The 20,840-nt window shown below is 61.9% G+C and carries 18 protein-coding genes and 1 tRNA gene; 10 read left to right on the top strand and 9 right to left on the bottom strand.

The genetic code is table 11. From position 1 onward, the window contains the following. The first annotated feature begins 462 nt into the window (after nucleotides 1-462). Together HK439_RS18620 and HK439_RS18625 are read left to right on the top strand one after the other, a co-directional pair. Nucleotides 463-843: a septal ring lytic transglycosylase RlpA family protein gene (locus HK439_RS18620; protein ID WP_190293021.1), complete on the top strand. Its 381-nt coding sequence runs from the start codon at nucleotides 463-465 to the stop codon at nucleotides 841-843. 590 nt (nucleotides 844-1,433) lie between these two features. Next, nucleotides 1,434-1,510 (top strand) — tRNA-Arg (locus HK439_RS18625). A 354-nt stretch (nucleotides 1,511-1,864) separates the two neighbouring features. Here the strand turns inward: HK439_RS18625 and HK439_RS18630 are convergent. Then, a complete protein-coding gene (locus HK439_RS18630; RefSeq protein WP_190292977.1) occupies nucleotides 1,865-2,560 on the bottom strand; it encodes a DUF899 domain-containing protein in 696 nt (231 codons plus the stop codon). Nucleotides 2,561-2,589: 29 nt separating this feature from the next. Then, nucleotides 2,590-2,856 carry a hypothetical protein gene (locus HK439_RS18635; protein WP_190292978.1) on the bottom strand — a complete coding sequence of 89 codons (267 nt, stop codon included), beginning with the start codon at nucleotides 2,854-2,856 and terminating at the stop codon, nucleotides 2,590-2,592. A 107-nt stretch (nucleotides 2,857-2,963) separates the two neighbouring features. Here HK439_RS18635 and HK439_RS18640 point away from each other — a divergent pair, with 107 nt between their 5' ends. The 4 genes from HK439_RS18640 (at nucleotide 2,964) to HK439_RS18655 (ending at nucleotide 7,443) form a co-directional block, all read left to right on the top strand. Then, nucleotides 2,964-4,184, top strand: a complete 1,221-nt coding sequence (locus tag HK439_RS18640) for an HTH domain-containing protein (RefSeq protein ID WP_190292979.1) — start codon at nucleotides 2,964-2,966, stop codon at nucleotides 4,182-4,184. Between the two features lie 9 nt (nucleotides 4,185-4,193). Further along, nucleotides 4,194-4,841: a DUF6923 family protein gene (locus HK439_RS18645; protein ID WP_190292980.1), complete on the top strand. Its 648-nt coding sequence runs from the start codon at nucleotides 4,194-4,196 to the stop codon at nucleotides 4,839-4,841. Nucleotides 4,842-5,712: 871 nt separating this feature from the next. Continuing rightward, nucleotides 5,713-6,825 (top strand): methyl-accepting chemotaxis protein, encoded by a 1,113-nt coding sequence (locus tag HK439_RS18650; RefSeq protein WP_190292981.1) that lies wholly within the window; start codon nucleotides 5,713-5,715, stop codon nucleotides 6,823-6,825. A gap of 201 nt (nucleotides 6,826-7,026) precedes the next feature. Then, nucleotides 7,027-7,443 (top strand): RrF2 family transcriptional regulator, encoded by a 417-nt coding sequence (locus tag HK439_RS18655; protein ID WP_190292982.1) that lies wholly within the window; start codon nucleotides 7,027-7,029, stop codon nucleotides 7,441-7,443. A gap of 147 nt (nucleotides 7,444-7,590) precedes the next feature. Here the strand turns inward: HK439_RS18655 and HK439_RS18660 are convergent, their stop codons facing one another. The 7 genes from HK439_RS18660 to HK439_RS18690 form a co-directional block, all read right to left on the bottom strand. Further along, complete coding sequence (locus HK439_RS18660) at nucleotides 7,591-9,384, bottom strand: ABC transporter ATP-binding protein (protein WP_190292983.1); 1,794 nt, start codon at nucleotides 9,382-9,384, stop codon at nucleotides 7,591-7,593. Between the two features lie 67 nt (nucleotides 9,385-9,451). Further along, nucleotides 9,452-10,405, bottom strand: coding sequence for an acetamidase/formamidase family protein (locus HK439_RS18665; RefSeq protein ID WP_190292984.1), 954 nt, complete (start codon nucleotides 10,403-10,405; stop codon nucleotides 9,452-9,454). Continuing rightward, nucleotides 10,395-12,023 (bottom strand): ABC transporter substrate-binding protein, encoded by a 1,629-nt coding sequence (locus tag HK439_RS18670; protein ID WP_190292985.1) that lies wholly within the window; start codon nucleotides 12,021-12,023, stop codon nucleotides 10,395-10,397. Before HK439_RS18670 ends, HK439_RS18665 begins: the two co-directional genes overlap by 11 nt. 83 nt (nucleotides 12,024-12,106) lie before the next feature. Further along, nucleotides 12,107-13,027: an ABC transporter permease gene (locus tag HK439_RS18675; protein ID WP_190292986.1), complete on the bottom strand. Its 921-nt coding sequence runs from the start codon at nucleotides 13,025-13,027 to the stop codon at nucleotides 12,107-12,109. Beyond that, on the bottom strand, nucleotides 13,028-13,921 hold the full coding sequence (locus HK439_RS18680) for an ABC transporter permease (RefSeq protein ID WP_190293022.1): 894 nt from the start codon (nucleotides 13,919-13,921) through the stop codon (nucleotides 13,028-13,030). It lies immediately after the preceding gene. 4 nt (nucleotides 13,922-13,925) lie between these two features. Then, nucleotides 13,926-14,528 carry an ANTAR domain-containing response regulator gene (locus HK439_RS18685; RefSeq protein WP_190292987.1) on the bottom strand — a complete coding sequence of 201 codons (603 nt, stop codon included), beginning with the start codon at nucleotides 14,526-14,528 and terminating at the stop codon, nucleotides 13,926-13,928. After that, entirely contained in the window at nucleotides 14,528-15,739 is a 1,212-nt protein-coding gene (locus HK439_RS18690; protein ID WP_190292988.1) for a transporter substrate-binding domain-containing protein, read from the bottom strand. The genes HK439_RS18685 and HK439_RS18690 overlap by 1 nt, the downstream gene beginning before the upstream one ends. Nucleotides 15,740-16,428: 689 nt before the next feature. Here HK439_RS18690 and HK439_RS18695 point away from each other — a divergent pair. Genes HK439_RS18695 through HK439_RS18710 form a run of 4 tightly spaced genes read left to right on the top strand, consistent with a single transcriptional unit; the run spans nucleotide 16,429 to nucleotide 20,791 of the window. Beyond that, a complete protein-coding gene (locus HK439_RS18695) occupies nucleotides 16,429-17,145 on the top strand; it encodes a FadR/GntR family transcriptional regulator (RefSeq protein WP_190292989.1) in 717 nt (238 codons plus the stop codon). Then, nucleotides 17,135-18,160, top strand: coding sequence for an ABC transporter ATP-binding protein (locus HK439_RS18700; RefSeq protein WP_190292990.1), 1,026 nt, complete (start codon nucleotides 17,135-17,137; stop codon nucleotides 18,158-18,160). The genes HK439_RS18695 and HK439_RS18700 overlap by 11 nt, the downstream gene beginning before the upstream one ends. After that, nucleotides 18,157-19,293 carry an ABC transporter ATP-binding protein gene (locus HK439_RS18705; protein WP_190292991.1) on the top strand — a complete coding sequence of 379 codons (1,137 nt, stop codon included), beginning with the start codon at nucleotides 18,157-18,159 and terminating at the stop codon, nucleotides 19,291-19,293. Before HK439_RS18700 ends, HK439_RS18705 begins: the two co-directional genes overlap by 4 nt. Next, nucleotides 19,280-20,791: an ABC transporter substrate-binding protein gene (locus tag HK439_RS18710; RefSeq protein ID WP_190292992.1), complete on the top strand. Its 1,512-nt coding sequence runs from the start codon at nucleotides 19,280-19,282 to the stop codon at nucleotides 20,789-20,791. The genes HK439_RS18705 and HK439_RS18710 overlap by 14 nt, the downstream gene beginning before the upstream one ends. Nucleotides 20,792-20,840 lie beyond the last annotated feature (49 nt).

The raw sequence follows: 20,840 nt of genomic DNA on the forward strand, positions 1-20,840 counted from the left end.
TCCTGCGCTCGCCCTTACGCTCATTCCAACCTTCCCTGGCAAACAGAATGAGCAAAATCAATGTGTCCTGATCCTGGAAACGCCACTACTCAATAACTAATCGACGTTTTTTGAATTTCTTCATGTTTAACACGAGTCCTCTCTCGAGAAATATTACGATCTGAATACCCACAGACCTTCGAGAAATTATATTTAACGGGATATTAATACGATCTACTTGTTTTTTTAGTGTTCAATTTATTATAAAAATACAATAAACCTCGCCGTGTAAAATTTCCCGCCTCAATTTCACCACCTTGGCCGGCAATAGAACGCCTTGAATTTTCAGCGCGCTTTCGACGGAAAGCCGGTCGCAAGGATAAGCACATGCCCCCGCCCCAGATCCGCACTGCCTTCGTAAAAGTGCATACATTTTTCCCGTCCGCGCTGCCGGCGTCCAGGACCTTCGCCCTCGCGGGCCTGATGCTGTTTTCCGCCTGTTTTCTTGTTCCGCCGTTTCAGACCGCCGAGGCGAGCACGGCTTTTGTCCAGTGCGGCAAGGCCTCCTGGTACGCGCTGACGTCCATGACGGCGAGCGGGGAACGCGCCGATCCGAATGTGCTGGCGGCCGCCCACCGGACCTTGCCGTTCGGAACGCTCGTCAAGGTCTCAAATCTCAGAAACGGCAGGGAAATCACGGTCCGGATCAACGATCGCGGCCCCTTCGTCAAAGGCCGCGTGATCGATGTGACCAAGGCCGTCGCGCACAAGCTGGGTTTTCTGCCGCAGGGCGTGGCAAAGGTGCGCATCACCGTGGCCGGTGCCGACGGCAAGGCGCTCAAGGGACCGGGCTGCGGGAAGTGACGGTCTTCGGGCGCCGGCAGGCCGCCGGCCCTGCGGATGGTCTTCCGGCCGCCGTCCTTTGAATGAATACAAGTGATCGATTCCCGGACGGTAAATCAAAAAATAAATTATTTTACGGTAATGACAAACGGTGCCGTCCTTAGTAGTATGCGCGCTGTGGTCGATGGGGCCACGTGCACAGTAACTTATTCCGCGCGGCCCGTGTTTGGTCGCGCGTTTTTTTTACTGCCCGCCGAACCACGCTTTCCAGCCCCGAAACGTTAACGTTTCCAGGCCCCCGGGGTCGGCCGTCGGGGTGAGCACATTCCGGCCCGCCCGACCCTGAAAACCCGTGCCTGCCCGAATTTGCCCGGATTGCCCGCTGTCCGCCGTCCGGAATGGTCGGGGCACTTCATTGACGTGCGTGTGGGTCTTGTTTTTCTACACGCATATCTTGCAGAAAAAATGGCACCGGAAATCCGCAGCCAGGTATGCAAACACCGGAAGCCGGACTTTCCAAAAGCCGGCGGCCGTCTTTTGAAGAAAGCAATTGCCCCTGACTGGTCAATCGGGTATCAGGACAGTCTGTCGGCACCAAGCATGCCGTCCGCGCACCCGTAGCTCAGCTGGATAGAGCGCTGCCCTCCGAAGGCAGAGGTCACAGGTTCGAATCCTGTCGGGTGCGCCAATTTTTTCTCTCTTCACGCTGTCGCGATCGTTGATCGCTACGCTCCAGAGCGGGCGGCCAAAAGTGGCCGACGCGCGTTTGCGCTTGCGAACCCTGCGGGTTCGACGGTGTGCCGAGGTGCTACATGTTTTCGCGCTTTCGGCCTTCGGCCTGCTTGAGCGTGAATCCCCCTTTCTTCCCCTGCCATACTTCGGCTTTAACGAGTGCAGACGTGTTATTTTCCGGCTATTGACGTCCTGCGGTTGCTGGCTCGGATACAGAACGCCCACACAAGCCAAGCCCCCGCTCGTTGTCACGAGCGGGGCCTGTTCGTCATGGTCACTCACCCTCGCCAAACGGCCAACGTTATCCGCTTCAATAGCTGTCGTGCAGCTTGACCCAGCCCATGATGGAGCCGTTTTCGTTGCGGCCCTTCGGCGTCAGGTCGAGCCAGTTGAAGGCACCCATGAGGAGTTCGGCGCCGCGGTGGTAGGTGGAGTAGGTGTGATAGACCGCACCTGCCTCGTCCTTCGCAAAGACGCTGACGCCGAACATGTCCTGGGCCTTTTCGATCCTCGTCTTGCCGTAATTGTAGCTTGCTCGGCCGGCGGCGCGGTCATCCTCCGTGAAGGAGACGCCGAAATCGTAGTTGAAATCGTTGCCGCCGGAGGAGACCCAGTTGAAGGTCCAGCCCATGCGGTCCTTCACTTCCATGATCCGCTCGACCGGCGCGCGCGAGACCGCGGCGAAGGCGAGATCCGCGTGCTCGAAATGCTGGCGGGCGGCGTCGATGTTGTCGGCGATGAACGAGCAGCCCGGGCAGATGTGGTCCGAGCCCGGCGTCAGCATGAAGTGATAGACGGCAAGCTGGCTGCGGCCCTCGAAGAGATTCTCCAGGGCGCAGGGGCCTTCGGGTCCTTCAAAGACGTAAGGCTTGTCAATCCGGACCCAGGGCAGCTGCCTGCGCTCAGCGCGCAGGGCATCGAGGTCGTGGGTGATATCAAGTTCCTTCGCCAGAAGCGCCTTGCGGGCATCCAGCCACTCATTTCGTGAAACGACGGAATGTTCCATGGTCAGTCTCCTTCAGATCAGGTTGCTTGTCAGGTCGTTGGCCGCGGCCGGCGGGAGGCGAGCTTCAGCCAGGGCGGCAGGTGGAAAAGGCTCATCAGCAGGTACATCCAGGTCATGCCGGTGATCGGCGGCAGGCCTGAAGCCGATGAGCAGATCAGGGTCTGCGCGGCATCGCCCGCCGACATCCACGCCATCAGCGCGAAGACCGGAGAGGCGGCAAGGCCGAGCCAGCCGGCCGCGTCGCGAGGCAATTGCGCCCCGGCCTTGCCGTTGGCCGTTGTTGCTTGTGTGGTCATGTCCGTTTCTCCGTTCCGATTTCGGCGTTGCCTGCGGTTGCAGAACCGGACAAGGATGTAGGACGGGGGAAGGACCGGGTGTGAGTTACAAGTGTGACGGGATTTGAATGGACTCGCTGATCACCGCAGCCGGGCGCGCCCTTGCAGGCGGCGATCCGCTCGGCGCCCTGAAACGGGTCGCACTGCGCGACGACGCGCCGGCGCTCGCCCTGCGCGGCATCGCCATGGCGCAGCTCGGCGACCTGCCCCTTGCCCGGGAGCTGTTGCGGAAGGCGGCCCGCGCCTTCGGGTCGATGGAGCCCATGCACCGCGCGCGGTGCCAGGTCGCCGAGGCCGAGATCGCGCTTGTCTCCCGTGACTTGGGAAAATCGTTGCAGGCCCTCGGGCCGGCGCGGGCGGCCCTTTCAGCCCATGGCGACCGGACGAATGCGGCCTATGCCGGCTTTCTCGAGGCCCGGCGGCTGCTTCTGATCGGGCAGCTCGACGCGGCCGAACGGATGCTTGCCGGGATCGATATCGACACCCTGCCGCCGGCGGCCCGGCCGGGATACGAGCTGGTCACCGCCGGGATCGCCATGCGGCGTATCCGGGCGAAACCGGCTCGAGACGCCCTTGAACGGGCGGCGCTGGCGGCGCGCGAAACCGGCATTCCCGCGCTGGAGGCCGAGGTCGGCCGGGCGGTGCAAGCTTTTGAAGCCCCCGCGGCGCGCCTGATCACGCGCGACGGCGAACGGATGCTCAAGCTCGGTGATGTCGAGGCCCTGCTGGCATCGGATGCGCTTGTCGTCGACGCCTGCCGCAACGCCTTGCGCTGCCGGCAGAACGTGGTTCCGCTGGCAAGCCGGCCGGTGCTGTTTTCGCTCCTGCGGGCGCTTGCCGAAGGCTGGCCCGGCGATGTGGCACGGGAAGCGCTTCTCACGCGGGCCTTCGGCGCGCGGCATGCGGACGAGTCCCATCGCGGGCGGCTGCGCGTCGAGATCGGACGGCTTCGCGAGGCGATCAGGCCGCAGACCGAAATCAGCGCCACAAGCCAGGGCTTTGTGCTGCAACCCAAAACGGCGGCGGCGGTTGTAGTGCTGGCGCCGCCGGTGGAGGAAGAGCACGGCGACATCCTGGCCCTGCTCGCCGACGACGAGGCCTGGTCGAGTTCGGCGCTGGCGCAGGCGCTCGGCGTCAGCCCGCGCACCGTCCAGCGGGCGCTCTATGTGCTGTCGGAGACCGGCAAGGTCGAGCGCTTCGGCCGCGGGCCGGCCTGCCGCTGGATCGCGTCGGCGGTGCCCGGTTTCCCGACAAGTTTGTTACTCCCCGCCTCCGCGATCAACCGCTAGAGTGGGCCTATGAAACGCAGATCCGCAGAAATCCTTCGCGAATACGGTCCCTTTCCCGGCGTCGACGCCGTGGCCGGGGTCAGCTTCGACGGTAACAAGGTCTGGTTCGCGACCGGCGACCGGCTGACCGCCCTCGACCCGGAAAGCGACGAGACATCAAGCACGATCGAGATCGGTGCGGATGCCGGAACCGCGTTCGACGGCAAGCACCTGTTCCAGATCGCGGAAACGGTCATCCGGAAGATCGATCCTCAGACCGGAGAAGTGCTCGGCACGATCCCGGCGCCCGGCGAAGGCGGGGATTCCGGGCTGGCCTGGGCGGAAGGAACGCTCTGGGTCGGCCAGCACCGCGGCTGCAGGATCCATCAGGTCGATCCGGAAACGGGAAGGATCCTGCGCACAATTACCTCCGACCGTTTCGTCACCGGCGTCACCTGGGTCGACGGCGAGTTCTGGCACGGCACCTGGCAGGACGACAAGAGCGATATCCGGCGCATCGATCCGGCCACCGGCGCGGTGCTGGAACGCCTGGACATGCCGGAGGGAATGGGCGTGTCGGGCATGGAATCGGACGGCGCCGGCCGTTTCTTCTGCGGCGGCGGCGGCAGCGGCAAGGTGCGCGCCGTCCGCCGGCCCGGGAAAACCGGCGTGGCCTGACCTCATTCCGGTTCAGGCAAACGACACGTCCAACCGCGTCACCATATGGCGAATTCCACTGCTGTCCGGTTTTATGTTGGACATCTCATATATCTCATTTGAATGATTGAAGAATTTCAGATCATTCGGCTTAAAGACGCGCGATGATCCCCCCACTTGTCATTCCGGTTTGACGCGGCAGCGGCAAGACCGGAATCCAGTACTCCGTGTAGCATACGAGTGAAAAAGATAGCAGATTCAATAGATTACTGGATCCCAGCCTTCGCTGGGATGACAACAAACTCTCAGATCAAGCGGATTGCCATATTCAGCCAAACTTAAACCGGACAGCAGTGGGCGAATTCCGCGCTGCTTTCGAGCAATCGGACCGAGAACCCGAGCCGTTCGTTGCCAATAAGGGCCTTAACCCGGTTTGCTTTCCCGCCTCACGCCATCAGGCCGCATATCTTCCACGTCACCTGGGCTTGCTCTCCCAAAGGACCGGATCTTCGAGCAATGCGTCCGCAGGCTCCTGCTGCCCATGTCTCACGAACGTTACTGGAAACAAGGCGTCCCAATGATTCTCTCAGGGCACGACATTCATTCGACGTTCTGGACTACGCATAATTGACAATATCAAGAGACAGACTGCGGATAATTGGAAATATAAGCATGCAAACGAATATTCATGGCACGCGGCACTCGCCACAGGACGTTTTTCGTCGACATATCAATGATTTCTACAACGTTATATATACTATGGATAATACTATTGATTGAATTCAATTTTTCTTTCCATTTCAAGTTTTAAACAACAAAACTAGATAAATTAATTGTAAACGGACCGAAGCAAACTATTCCCTAAGGTTAATTTTAGACCTTGGGGGTTACAATGAACTTTTTCGCCGCAAGTGACGACAAGGCAATTCTGGATGCGTTCAGCCGTTCCCAGGCAATCATTGAATTCGAACCGAATGGGACGGTCATCACAGCGAATGACAATTTCCTGAACACGCTCGGGTATTCGCTTGACGAGATCAAGGGCCAGCACCACAGCCTTTTCGTCGAGCTGGATTACGCCAAGAGCCAGGATTATAAAGACTTCTGGTCAGGCCTCGCCCAGGGTGAATTCAAGGCGGATGAATTCAAGCGTATCGGCAAAGGGGGCAGGGAAGTCTGGATTCAAGCCAACTACAATCCAATTCTCGATGCATCCGGAGTTCCGTTCAAGGTCGTCAAATTCGCAACCGACATTACCGAGCAGGTTCTCGAGCGGAAGCGGCGCGAAACCGTCCAAAAGGACATTGACGCGCAGCTGACCGAAATTGCCCAGGCGATTTCAAACACAATGGAACAGGCCTCCGGCTCAGCTTCGGCCTCGACCCAAACCGCAGCCAGCGTCCAGACCGTTGCGGCAGCTGCCGAAGAGCTTGTCGCCTCCATCCAGGAAATCAGCCGTCAGGTGCAAAAGGCTTCCGAGATTTCCCAGAAAGCCGTTGGCGAGGCGGCCCAATCCAACGAAACAATGGTCGGCTTGTCTGAAGATGCCAAGACGATCGGCAGTGTCATCGAACTGATCGACAACATTGCCAACCAGACAAACCTGCTTGCCCTGAATGCGACCATAGAAGCCGCACGTGCGGGCGAAGCGGGAAAAGGCTTCGCGGTGGTTGCCGCCGAGGTGAAAGAACTTGCTTCGCAAACCAGCAAAGCGACCGAAGAGATTTCAAATCAGATTGAATCCATGCAGGGCACAACAGACCAGGCGGTCAGTGCCATCGCGAGCATCATGGATATCATCAATGAGATCAGCGACATCTCTACGAGCATTTCTTCCGCGGTCGAAGAACAGTCCGTCGTTACCCAGGAAATTTCCACCAATATGCAAAGCGCCTCCCAGGGCGTGGAACTCGTGACTTCAAACATCCAGGCCATTTCGTCCGCGACATTCCAGATCGACGCTGCAACCGAAAAAGTTCGGGAAGCATCAAGATCCATTGCCTGATAGCCGGCGTATAGGAGAAGCGAAGAGGTAAACGAAGGGATTGAATATGCGCCAGAACTTCAGGCCGGAGACAAAGCCACACGTTTCGACACGTTCACCGGAATTGCCGGGAACATCGTGCCGCGTCGTGATGATGCAAACTGGAATCCAAGACAAAACGTCTCAAGCAACTGCTTCAACAAGTAAATAAAAATAAAGATCATGAGGCTGGCACAGAAAACGTCCGTCGCGGTGAAATTGCTGGCGCTTTTGTCCAGTCATAAAAACAACAAATACACGGCGGAGGAAATTGCAGATCGCCTGAAAGTAAGCCGGTCTCTGGTAGCGCAAGTTGTTATGGAATTGCGGCGAAATCACTATGTAACCACCAAGACCGGAAAACATGGCGGCATCTCGATGCTGAAAGACCCGCAATCCATTTCCTTGACTGAAATCATTCAAATATTTGAAGCTGATTTTGCTTTAACGAGGTGTCTTAAACACGACCATGACGCGGACTGCATCTTTCCCAATGGCTGTCCAATGAAAGAAATTTTTACGAACGCGTTGGATAAATTTTTTGACGTTCTTTCAAAAGCGACGATTGACGACCTATTAGACGCGGATTTCACCCCTTAAATTTCATAAATACTCATAACCTTCGGACGAAAAGCCGCTAAAAAGACTTTAACCCCTCGCCGTTTCTTCCACGGCGAGGGCAACGGCGGCAAGGTGCGCGCCGTCCGCCGGCCCGGGAAATCCGGGGCGGCCTGACCTCATTCCGGTTCAGGCAAACGCCTCATCCGATCGCGCCACCATATGGCGGTCGCCGATGTCATCATAACGAACCCGCTCCACGGTCTCCCCAATGCCATGGATCGGCGAGGGAACATCGCCGACCGGAACCTGGAACATGTCCCGCCGGCGGGACGGATCGGGGATCGGGACCGCCTCCATCAGGCGCCTTGTGTAGGGATGGCAGGGGTTTTCGAAGATCTGCCGCCGGGTGCCGGTTTCGACGATCTGGCCCAGATACATGACCGCCACCCGGTGCGACACCTGTTCGACCACGGCCATGTCGTGGGAGATGAAGAGATAGGCGAGCCCCATCTCGTCCTGCAGTTCCTTCAACAGATCGAGCACCTGGGCCTGAACCGACACGTCGAGCGCGGACACGCTTTCATCGGCGATGATCACCTTCGGCGACAGGGCAAGTGCGCGGGCGATGCAGATCCGCTGCCTCTGACCGCCGGAAAACTCGTGCGGGTGGCGGGACATCTGTTCTGTGCTCAGCCCGACGCGGCGGAACAGGCCGGCGACCCGGTCTTGCAGTTCCGTTCCCTTTGCCAGGCCGTGAATGACCAGCGGCTCGCCGACGAGGTCTCCCACGGTCATGCGCGGGTCGAGCGACGCGTAGGGGTCCTGGAACACCATCTGGATGTTGCGCCGGAAGGCCCGGTCGGCAGCAGAGTTGCGGCCGCTCATGAGATGCTGGCCGGCGACCCGGATCGAACCGTCCCAGGGCACGAGGTTCATCAGCGCCTTGCCGATGGAGGACTTGCCGCAACCGCTTTCGCCGACGAGGCCGAGGGTCTCACCGGGGCGGATATCGAAGGAGACGCCTTCGACCGCATGCACGCGGGACACGACCCGCTGAAGCAGGCCGCCGCGCAGGTCGAAGCGGACGGTCAGGTCGTTCACCTCCAGGGCAGCGCCTGCCGCCTTTTCCCTGATCTCAGAGTCCTTTCCGGACATGGCGCCCAGTTTCGGCACGGCGGCCAACAGCTTTTGGGTATAGGGATCGCCAGGTGTCTGAAACAGCGGCCCCACCGGACCGTCCTCGACGATCTGGCCCTGGTTCATGACGATGACGCGGTCGGCCATTTCGGCAACGACGCCCATGTCGTGGGTGATCAGGATGACCGCCGTGCCGAAGTCCCGCTGCAGGTCGCGGATCAGCTGCAGGATCTGCGCCTGGATGGTGACGTCGAGCGCGGTCGTCGGTTCGTCGGCAATCAGGACTTTCGGGTTGCAGGCCAGCGCCATGGCGATCATGACCCGCTGGCGCATGCCGCCGGAAAGTTCGTGCGGATACTGTTTCAAGCGCCGCGGCGGCTCCGACAGGCGGACGGCCTCGAGCATCTCCAGGGCCCGTTTTTCCGCCTCACGGCGGGAGACACTCTGGTGCGCGATGACCGCCTCGCGCAACTGCCGGCCGATGGTCAGCACCGGATTGAGCGACGTCATCGGCTCCTGGAAGATCATCGCGATATCGCCGCCACGGACGGAACGCATGGCCGTCTCGTCCAGCTGGCACAGGTCGCGGCCGTCGAGCAGGACCGAGCCGCCGCCGATCCGGGCCATGGGCTCGGGCAGCAGGCGCATGATCGACAGGGCGGTCATCGACTTGCCCGACCCGGATTCGCCTGCAATGCACAGGGTTTCGCCGCGCTTCAGATCGAAGGACAGGCCGTCCACGACGGTCTTGCTGCCATCGGGTGTGGCCACTTCCGTCTTCAGATCGCGGACGGAAAGGACGATCTCTTCGAGCTGGCTTGCGGAAACGTCGGTCTGTTGCATCGGCTGCTTGCTGGTCTGGACCCGGGAGTAGAGAACCGGCAGACGGTAATCCGCCGGTTCAAAAGGCTCATTCGAGAACGAGCTTGGGGAAGTAGAAGGAAACGACCCAGTTCGGCTCATCGACGATCTCGGAAATCCGGAGATCGCCGCAGACCGAGCACAGCATGTAGGCGTCGACCGCGGAATAGCCGTGGCGGGCGCACAGGAGGTCGATCATGTTCGACACGGCTGCCTGCGCGCCTTCAAACAGGTTCTCGCCGATGCCGGTCGTGACCTCGTACCCCTTCTCGTCAAGATGGCGGGTCACCGGACCGGGGGTCTCGAACCGCGGCATCTTCAGGTCTGCGCCCTTGATCAGGTCCAGTTCAAGGACCACGCTCATCGGGCTTTCGATGGCCGTGCCGCAGACTTCGCCGTCGCCCTGGGCCGCATGGGTGTCGCCGATGGAAAACAGCGCGCCTGCGACCTCGATCGGCAGGTAAAGCGTCGTCCCGGCAGCGAGATCGCGGATATCCATGTTGCCGCCGACACGGCGCGGCGGAACGATGGAGTGGAGCCCGGCTTCCGCCGGCGCCACGCCGATGGTTCCCGCGAAGGGCTTGAGCGGCACCTTTCCGTGCGGGGAAAAGGCCGACATGCCGAGATTGTCCTTGTCATAGGACCACACATGCAGCGCCGGATCCTTGAACTGGTCCGCCAGCAGCCCGAAGCCGGGAATATTGGCGGTCCAGCCGAAGCCGGAGGGTTTGAACTGGTGGATTTTCACCACCAGCGCATCGCCCGGCTCGGCCCCATCCACATGGATGGGACCGTTGACCGGATTGATCTTGCCGAAGTCCATCTCGGCAACGTCCTTCACGGTGCTTTCCGGGGTCAACTGACCGGCGGAGCTGTCATTGCATTCGAATTCCAGCACCGTGCCCGGAGCCACTTTCTCGACCGGGGCAATGGAATTGTCCCAGCCGAAGTGATGTTGTGCCGCGTGGATCGTGTAGCTCGCGGCCTTGCAGTTACTGCACATCTTTCGCCCAAACGTAGTCGTAGTTGACGGGAATATGGACCGGATCGACGAAGATCGCGTCCGGGCCACCCAGACGGTCCGACCGCATGGTGAACCGCTGTTCGTTGAAGATCGGAACCCAGGGCGCGTCGTCCATGATGGAGATGAAGATCTTCCGCCACAGGGCCTCGCGTTCCGCCTTTTTGGCCGGGTCGGTGATGCTGTCGGCCTCGGTCGCCAGCTTATCGAGCTCCTCGTTGCAGTACCAGGACCAGTTCCAGCCGCCCTTGACCGCGCCGGCACAGCCGAGGATCGGGCCGTAGAAGTTGGACGGATCCGGGAAGTCGGCGATCCAGGCCATGCCGCCCGACCAGATCATCGGCGCCTGATCCGGCTCGCCGCCGGCTGCAATGACGTTGGCCTGGGCCAGGGCCTTCAGCTCCGCCTTGATGCCGATGGCGGCGAGATCCGCCTGGATCGACTGGGCGATGCGCGGGTTCGGGTCGGTGTTGTAGACGTAAAGCTCGGTTTCGAACCCGTCCGGGAAGCCGGCGTCAGCCAGCATCTTCTTGGCCGCTTCAGGATCGAACGGATAGCCCTTGTAGTCCTTGTCGTAGCCGGGCATGGACGGCGGCAGCGGCTGGTTGGCCGGAACGGCGCGGCCGTTGATGATCCGCACGATCCGGTCCTTGTTGATGGCCATGTTGACCGCCTTGCGGACTTCCGGCTTGTCGAACGGCGGCATCTTGACGTTCATGGTCACGTAGCCGGTCTGAAGCTGGCCGCCCTCGATGATCAGGTCCTTGTATTGCGGATCCTTGGTCACCTCGAGGAATTTCGCGGGCGGAATGCCGTCGCCGGGAATATCGGCCTCACCCCGCTGCAGGCGCAGCAGCGCCACGATCGGCTCCTGACCGACCTCGAAGTCGATCTCGTCGAGTTTCGGAATGCCCGGCTTCCAGTAGTCGGCATTGCGCTTGAACACGAGGCGCTGTCCGAGCGTCCATTCGGCCAGTTCGAAGGCGCCGGAACCGACCGGATGCTTGCCGAAATCGGCGCCCCATTTTTCGACTTCCTCCTTCGGAACGACGGAGGAGAAGTTGATCGCCAGAACATGGAGCATGGTCGCGTCCGGGCGGGAGAGTTCGATCTTAACCGTGTAGGGGTCGACGACGGTGACGCCGGACAGAGAGTCCGCCTTGCCTGCGGAGACTTCATCGAAACCCTTGATGGAGCCGAAGAAGCCGGCGCCCGGGCTCTGGGTTTTCGGATTGGCGACGCGGTCGAGGGAATACTTGACGTCGTCTGCGGTCAGTTCGCGGCCGTTATGGAACTTGACGCCCTTGCGCAAGGTGAAGGTGTAGGTCAGGCCGTCATCGGAAATGGTGAAGTCCTCGGCCAGATCCTTTTCCAGATTGGTCGTGCCCGGCTCATAGTCCATCAGGCCGTCGAACAGGCTCTTGATCATCGACCAGTTCTGCCAGTCGTAGCCGATGGCCGGATCGAGGGTCGAGACGTCATCCTTGTAGGTGACGATCATCGAGCCGCCCTGCTTGATGTCATCCGCATTTGCCGGCACGGCAAGGGCGGCTGCCAATAGAGCGGCGCCCGCCACTCCCGTCAGAAATCTGCTTTTCATGTTCCAACCTCCGTTTTCGGTTTGGTTCCGCGTCCCGGCCGCTCTCTTGGCGGCTTACAGGGCGCGCATTTCGCCTTTACGCATCAGCGAAGCTTGATCCGCGGATCGATCAGCGGTGCGATCATGTCCGCGAGGAAATTTCCAAGGACGATGGCGCAGGCGGAAACCAGCGTGACGCCCATTATGATCGGGATGTCGACGCGCTGGATCGCCTGCCATGCGAGCTGGCCGATGCCGGGCCAGCCGAAGACGCTTTCCACGACCACGATGCCGCTCATGAAAAGGCCGATATCGATGCCGATCATGGCGATGATGGGCAAAAGCGCGTTGGGTACCGCGTGGCCGAACAGAACCTGGAACCGCTGCAGACCCTTGGCGCGGGCGGTGCGGATATAGTCCTGGCGCAGCACGTCGAGCATGGAGGAACGCATCATGCGGGCGTACCAGCCCGCCCCCAGGAGCCCGAGGGTGAGCGACGGCAGGACCATGTGCCGGAAGGTTCCGTAGCCGCCGATGGGAAACCAGCCGAGCTGCACGGCGAAGACGTAAAGCAGCAGGATGCCGATCACGAACTGGGGTGAGGACACGCCGGCAAAGGACAGCACCATCAGCGTGTTGTCGGTCGCCGAATTACGCTTCAGCGCCGCGATCAGCCCCATGGAGAGACCTATGACCAGTTCGCAGACGATCGCCCCGGCCATCAGCAGCAGCGTTGCCGGAAGCCGGGCCGCGATCAGTTCCGACACTTCCGTTTTCTGCAGGTAGGAGCGACCGAAATCGCCCTGGACCAGCCCGAACAGGTACCGGCCGTATTGCTGGTAGAATGGCAGGTTGAGCCCGAGCTGCTCGCGGATGTTTTCAACCGTCTGCGCGGTGGCGCTGCGGCCGGCGATCTGGCGCGCCGGGTCGGCGGGAATGAGATAGAGCAGCACGAAGGTGAAGAGCGACACGCCGAGCAGGATCAGGGCCGACTGCAGGATGCGGCGCAGAACATAGGAGACCATTCAGTGCCTGCCTTTCTGCGTCGGATCGAGCACTTCGCGCAGGGCATCCCCCAGGAGGTTGAAGGACAACGCCAGCGCGATGATCGCAACGCCCGGAAAGAACACCAGCCAGGGCGCGGAGGTGAAATAGGTCTGGTTCTCGTAGATGATGTTGCCCCAGGAGGGGGTGGGCGGCTGGACGCCGATGCCGAGATAGCTGAGCGTCGCCTCCAGCAGCACCGTCGTCGAGATCCCCAGGGTGCCGAACACCACGATGGACGAGACCAGATGCGGCAGGATATGGCGGAACAGGATCCGCCCGAGGCCGGCGCCCATGGCCCGTTCCGCGACGATGAATTCGCGCTCCGCCAGAGACCGGGTTTCGGTATAGACGACACGGGCCATCTGCACCCAGTTGACCATGGCGATCACCATGGCGACGATCCAGAGGCTCGACCGGAACAGGGCGGCGAGAGTAATCGCCAATAGCAAGGCCGGGAACGCCATCATCAGATCGGTGAAGCGCATCAGCACGGTCTCGACCCAGCCGCGGAAGAACCCGGCCAGGATCCCGACGAGCGCGCCGACGGCAACGGCGATGCCGTTGGCGACGAGGCCGATGATCAGGGAGGTCTGGGCACCGTAGATCAGCCGTGACAGCAGGTCCCGGCCCAGAAGATCGGTGCCGAGCCAGAACCGTTCGCCAGGCGGCAGCGGTGCGCCTTCCAGGGTCAGGCCGTCGAAATACTGTTCCGCCGGATCGAAGGGGGCGACCAGGGGCGCGAAAACCGCGGCACCGACGATCAATACAATTGTCACCAGTGCAACCACCGCCAGTTTGCGGCGGAGCAGGCGCTGCAACGCTCCCTGCCGGCGCGGTTCGGAGGGTCCAGCCGTTTCGGCCGGCAGCGCCATGGCGTCAGGCTTCGCGTCTGTTGCCACGCGCACCTCCCATCCGGGCGTTCAGCTCGTCGGCGGCATCCTCGATGGAGAGCCGGCCGGCCATGGCCAGTTCGCGGAGATCCCGGTAGGCCGTCCGGGCATCGCAGTTCTTCTGCTCCATCAGGGCGAGGATCGCCTCGACCACCTGAGGCCGGCGCGACAGACGGTGTTCCAGAACGGAAATCCGCTCCTCATAGGCAAGCCGCTCGTCAAAGGACCGCTGCGCCACGACCAGCGCTCCATAGACGCCGCTGGATCCGATCGGCTTGTTGAGATGCGCGCCCGCGCCGCGGCGGATCGCCCATTCGACGCGGCCCGGGGCTTCCGTGCCCAGAAGCGCGATCATGGGCATGGGCTGAATATCCGCCTTCCAGGGAAACTGCGCCTCATGGCCCATGTCGCCGTCGAAGACGAGTACATTCGCATTGGCATGCTCGGGTTTCAGTTCCGGCCAGACACACTCCACCGTGAGGCCGAGACGCTCCATCTGGCGGCAGAGATTGTCCCGGTCCGAATGGGACCGGTGCAGCACGACGGCATGCCATCCGCGGAAGCTTGGTGTGCGGAATGCGCCGGCCATCAGGTTACGAGCCTCAGTTTCGGACCGGACCCCTGGCCGCCGCCGGCCGAAAACGGCCGGTTCGCATCGGCCCCGGCATGGGGATCGTAGTCGACCAGATAAGGATCGGGCGCCATTTCGGTCGCCGCGGCATCGAGCAGACGGAACCGGGGCATCGGCCGTTCCTCGCCGGCGCCTTCGACCACGCCGATATAGGGCGTCAGATAGGCATGCTGGGTCTTGCGCTCGATCCTGACGGGCCCGAGCGGCGTCAGGAGCGGCATGTCCGGCAGACCGGCGACGATCCCGTCCGGATCGTCCGAGCCGGTCGCGGCAATCGCGCGGGCCAGGAGCCAGACTGCCAGATACGGTCCGACGAACATGTGCGACACGGACGCGTCCGGTCCCCGCAACAGGCGCATGCCGCCGGTGAAGGAGCGGTTTTCGACCGTATCGAGGGTCTGGAAATAAGTGGAGGTCGAAATCAGGCCTTCGGCCGCTTCCCCGAGAACCGGCAGTTCGGCCTCGGTCAGATTGCAGCTCAGCACCGGGCAGCGGGAGGGATGGAAGAAAGGATCCTCCTCGCCGAGCTTCCGGTAGGCCTTCAGGAAGGCGTAGCTGCTGGTGCCGATGAGGTTGTTCAGGATGAAGTCGGGACGCTTCAGGCGTATTTCCTCGATCAGGTGGCCGATCTCCTGATCTCCGATCGGGATATAGCGCTCGCCGAGAACGCTTCCGCCGTAGCCGCCGAGGAGCTCGCGCGCGATCCGGTTGATCTCCCAGCCCCAGATATAGTTGGAGCCGACAAGAAAGGCGCGGTTGCCGAAGGCCGGCACGGCGTACTGGAACAGGGGCACGACGTTCTGGTTCGGACAGGCCCCGGTGTAGATGACCCGGTCATGGCTTTCGAACCCCTCGTAGGGCGTCGGATACCAGAGCAATCCTCCGAGGCGTTCCAGGACCGGGTGAACTTCCTTGCGGCTCCAGGACGTCTGGCAACCGATGATGTGCCGGCAACCGTCCTTGCGCATCAGGCGGTCGGCAAGGGTCGCATAACGGTCCGCCTCGCCCCTCGGGTCCGCCTCGATGCCGCGCAGGGTAAAATCAAAGGCATCCGACGCGTTGATTTCGTCGATGGCGATGCGCGCACCCCAACAGGCCTCCCGGCCGATAACCGAATACGGTCCGGTCGTCGAGAAAAGGACGCCAATCGGGATTTCCTTCCGCGCCATGTCCTTGCCGTACTCCTTAGGACTGTCCCCGCAGCCCGCTTGTGTGACCGTTGCGGCACAAAAAAACCCCGACCCGCAGTCCTGAAAGCCTGCGAAAGATCGGGGCGCATTTGCCGTGCGGCGAAGCCTGTGCCGCTATTTGAGGATCAATGCTTGTCGATCCGAATTCGCTTGTCAATGCCCCGACTGCATAAAAATTCCGCCCGCCTATTTCTGCATCACTTGCATCGGCAGTACCGCGTGGATGCCGCCCTCAGGCAGGAACACGGAATGGAAATGCAAGTCCCGTACCGGACGCCGGTGGCGACGGCACCGAGGGAACAAGATATGCATCCAGGCTATTGAATTCGCGACCAATGCGAATCCATTTTTCAATTGGCTCGCCATCGAAATGGGCGGTTTGCTCCTGCATTCAACCCGCGGCAGACGCGCCCACACCTTGCGCATACCGCCCAAAATGAAGGCAGGCGCGTTCCCCGAAAATCGCTTGTTCAGCCACTGTATTCCAGATCCACCCCACGTCAAGACACTTGGAATCAACCGATTTTCCCAGTGCTTAGGGTCACGACCGATCGGGAAGGACTGCCATCTTTCAAAAATAGCAACAGTGCCTAATTAGGGATCTTGCCCCTTTTTGAAACATGCTCCAATAATGTGACCAATATAAATTGGTTCCACAAAGTTTGGCCATGACCGGAAACGACAGACCCGCACAGAAAAATTCCAGCCTCGCGCTGGAGCGCCTGAGGATCATCGTCGATCAGCTGCAGATGGACGGGCGCGATCAGCTTCCGACCGAGCGGGAACTGGCCGAGGAGATCGGCGTCGGCCGGCGCGCCGTCCGCCGGGCGCTCGAGGTGATGGAAACGGAAGGCCGCATCTGGCGGCGGCAGGGCTCCGGCACCTTCATCGGACCTGAGCCGACCCATCCGGAACGCCAAATCCGCAAGCTTCCTGAAGTCAGCAACATGCTTGAGGTCATGGAAGTCCGCCTGCGAATCGAGCCGGTGCTGGCGCAGCTGGCCGCGCTGAGGGCGACACCATCTGATGTCACTGCCATGCGCGACCTGGCCGAAAAGGTCGCCAGCGCCGACGACCTGGACAGCCGCGAACTCTGGGACGGCGCCCTGCACCGGGCGATCGCGAGTGCGGCCGGCAACACGCTTTTCCTTGCCCTGTTCGACGTGGTCGACCGGGTTCGCCAGAACGATGCCTGGCGCCACGTGCGCGAAGCCATCCGCACCAGCGACGCCCTGACGCTCTACAAGTCGCAGCATATCCAGGTGATCGACGCGATCGAACGCCGCGACCCGATCGCCGCGGAAAAGACCATGCGCCAGCACCTGCTCGCCTTGCAAGAGCGCCTGCTGTTCCAGTCCTCCGGAGAGCTGACCGATGCCGTCTGACGAAAACGGCGGCCGGGAACCGGAAACCGCCGACCTGTTGCAGGTCCGGGACCTGGGCGTGCACTTCAAGGGCACGAAAGCCAACGTGGTCGACGGCGTCTCCTTTTCCGTCGCGCCCGGCTCGACCCTGTGCATCGTCGGCGAAAGCGGCTGCGGCAAGTCGGTGACGGCGCTGTCGCTGATGGGCCTGCTGCCCATGCCGCCGGCCGAGATCGTCTCCGGCACGGCGCATTTCGACGGCCAGGATCTCCTGTCGCTTCCCTCCCGGGCCCTTGGGGACATCCGCGGCAACCGGATGGCGATGATCTTCCAGGAACCGATGACCTCGCTCAATCCTGCCTATCGGATCGGCGACCAGATCGCCGAGGTGGTGCTGCGCCACAAGCCGGTCTCCCGCAAGGAAGCCCGCGCCCGGGCACTTGAAATGCTGGACAAGGTCAAGATCCCGGCGGCGGCCCAGCGGCTCGACGATTACCCGCACCAGCTGTCCGGCGGCATGCGCCAGCGCGTCATGATCGCCATGGCCCTTGCCAACGACCCCGCGCTGCTGATCGCGGACGAACCGACCACGGCTCTCGACGTCACCATTCAGGCGCAGATCATCGATCTGATCCGGGACCTGCAGGCGGAAACCGGTACCGCGCTGGTCATGATCACCCACGATCTCGGCGTGGTCGCGGAAATCGCCGACAAGGTGGCGGTCATGTATGCCGGCCGCATTGTCGAGGAAGGCACGGCGGAAATGATCTTCGACGATCCGCAGCACCCCTACACCATCGGGCTGATGAGCTCGATCCCTTCCATCGGCAAGCGCTCCGGACGCCTGACCACGATCAGCGGCATGGTGCCGACCATCGACGCCATGCCGGCAGGCTGCCGGTTCGCGCCGCGCTGTCCCTTTGCCGATCAGGCCTGCGCCGCGGCCCCGCCGCCGCTGCAGGCGATTACCGGCGGACACCGGGTCGCCTGCGTGCATGCGCCGCTCGAGGCCACATTCGCGGAGGCCAGCGCATGAGCCTTCCCACGAAAGACAAGATCCTGGAAACCCGCGCCGTTGCCCGGCACTTCACCAGCGGCGACAGCCTGTTTGGCGAAAAGAAGGTGGTGCGCGCCGTGGACGGGGTCAGCCTCACCGTCCGGCGCGGCGAAACCCTGTCCATCGTCGGCGAAAGCGGCTGCGGCAAGTCGACCCTGGCGCGGCTTCTTGTACGGCTGATCAAGCCGACCTCCGGTGAAGTGCTCTACGATGGCAATGACATTTCCACCCTGTCGGAACGGGAAATGCGGCGCCTGCGCGGCGAGCTGCAGTTCGTGTTCCAGGATCCGTTTTCCTCGCTCAACCCGCGCATGACCGTCGGCGCCATCATCGAGGAACCGATGAAGGTGCACACGCGCCTGCCGCGCACCGAACGGCGCCGCAAGGTCGCCGATCTCCTGCAGAAGGTCGGCCTGCGACCGGAATTCTCCAACCGCTACCCGCATGAGTTTTCCGGCGGACAACGCCAGCGCATCGGCATTGCCCGGGCGCTCGCCAGCGGCCCGAAGGTGATCATCGGCGACGAGCCGGTGTCCGCGCTCGACGTCTCGGTCCAGGCCCAGGTCATCAACCTGCTGGAAGACCTGAAGGACGAGTTTAAGCTGACCCTGATCCTGATTGCCCATGACCTTGCCGTGATCCGCCACATGAGCGACAGGGTCGCCGTCATGTATCTGGGCGAGATCGTGGAACTGGCCGACACCGACGCGCTTTATGACGCGCCGCTGCATCCCTACACGCAGGCGCTGATGCAGGCGATCCCGATCCCCTCGCCTCACAGACGCGGCATGCTGGCCGATCTGAAGGGCGACGTGCCCTCGCCGCTTGCGCCGCCGAGCGGCTGCCGCTTCCACACGAGGTGCCCCCATGCGACGGCGATCTGCGGCACCGAAAAACCTCTTTTGAGCGCGGCCGGTGAAGACCGCCAGGTGGCCTGCCACCACTGGCAGATGATCACCGGCACCGCGCAAGACCAGAATAGCGAACCGCCCCGAACCGCCGCGGCGGACCGGCGTTTCGCTCTTTATCGGGACTGGAGTCAAGAACAGCACAAAGCCCCATCGACGGGCTCCCGGCCTCGAAACACCCAGAGGAGAAGTGAAAATGCGTAAACAACTGCTCGCCGCGCTCTTGCTCGGCGCAAGCTCCGTGTTGACCCCTGCACTGGCGGCGGACCTCCGCATCGGCCTGCAGGAAGACCCGGACGTTCTCGACCCGGATCAGTCCCGGACGTTCGTCGGCCGTATCGTCTATGCGTCGCTCTGCGACAAGCTGGTCGACATCACCCCGGACCTGCAGATCATCCCGCAGCTCGCCACGGACTGGAGCTGGTCCGACGACGGCCTGACGCTGACCATGAACCTGCGTCAAGATGCAAGTTTCCACGACGGCACGCCGTTCAACGCGGAAGCGGTGAAGGCGAATATCGACCGTTCCCAGAACCTGCCGGAAAGCCGCCGCAAGAGTGAAGTGAAGTCGATCGCAGGCGTTGAAGTCACCGGTCCGTACCAGGTCAAGTTCACGCTGAAGGCGCCGGACGCGACCCTGCTCGCCCAGTTCGCCGACCGTTCGGGCATGATGCTGTCGCCGGCCGCGACCGCTGCCGAAGGCGCCGACTTCGGTGCCAAGCCGGTCTGCTCCGGCCCGTTCAAGTTCGTCGAACGTGTCGCGCAGGACCGGATCGTGCTTGAGAAGTTCGCCGACTACTGGAACAAGGACGCGATCCATTTCGACAAGGTGACCTTCCTGCCGATCCCGGACACCACCGTGCGCCTGGCCAACCTGCGCTCCGGCGACCTGGACATGCTGGAACGCCTGGCGGCAACGGACGTGGCTTCGGTCAAGTCGGACAGCAAGCTGCAATATGCGGAAGCGGTCAGCCTCGGCTACCAGGGCATCACCGTGAACCTCAACAACGGCGAGCGCGGCGACAATCCGTTCGGCAACGACCCGAAGATCCGTCAGGCCTTCAGCCTGTCGCTGGATCGTGACGCCATCAACCAGGTCGTCTTCGAAGGCGTGTTTGCGCCGGGCAACCAGCCGTTCCCGCCGACGAGCCCGTGGTATGACAAGGATTACCCGGTTCCCGCCCGCGACGTGGAAAAGGCAAAAGCCCTTCTGAAGGAAGCCGGCTACGACAGCCTGGACGTCGAAGTCCAAGTCGCCAACAACCCGGTCCAGACCCAGCTGATGCAGGTGGTTCAGGCCATGGCCGCCGAGGCCGGCTTCAACGTCAAGCTGAAGTCGATGGAATTCGCCAGCCTGCTCGCCGACCAGTCGGCCGGCAACTACCAGGGCAGCCAGGTGGGCTGGTCGGGCCGCGTGGACCCGGACGGCAACATCCACCAGTTCATGACCTGCAAGGGCGGCATCAACGACAGCAAGTATTGCAACCCGGAGGTCGACAAGCTGCTCGACGAAGCCCGGCAGAGCACCGACAACGCTGTCCGCAAGGCGAAGTATGACGCGGCCCGGGACATCCTGATCAAGGACCTGCCGATCATCTACCTTTACCATCAGACCTGGATCTGGGCCCTTTCCGACAAGATGGAAGGCTTCATCGCCTATCCGGACGGCATGATCCGGCTTGAGAACGTGAAGTTCAAGTAAGCCTACAGAAGCACCCCTGGGATCCGGCTCCGGCCGGATCCCTCACCCA

Source organism: Roseibium aggregatum (genome assembly GCF_014692675.1).
In the GTDB taxonomy this organism is placed as follows: Bacteria; Pseudomonadota; Alphaproteobacteria; order Rhizobiales; family Stappiaceae; genus Roseibium; species Roseibium aggregatum_C.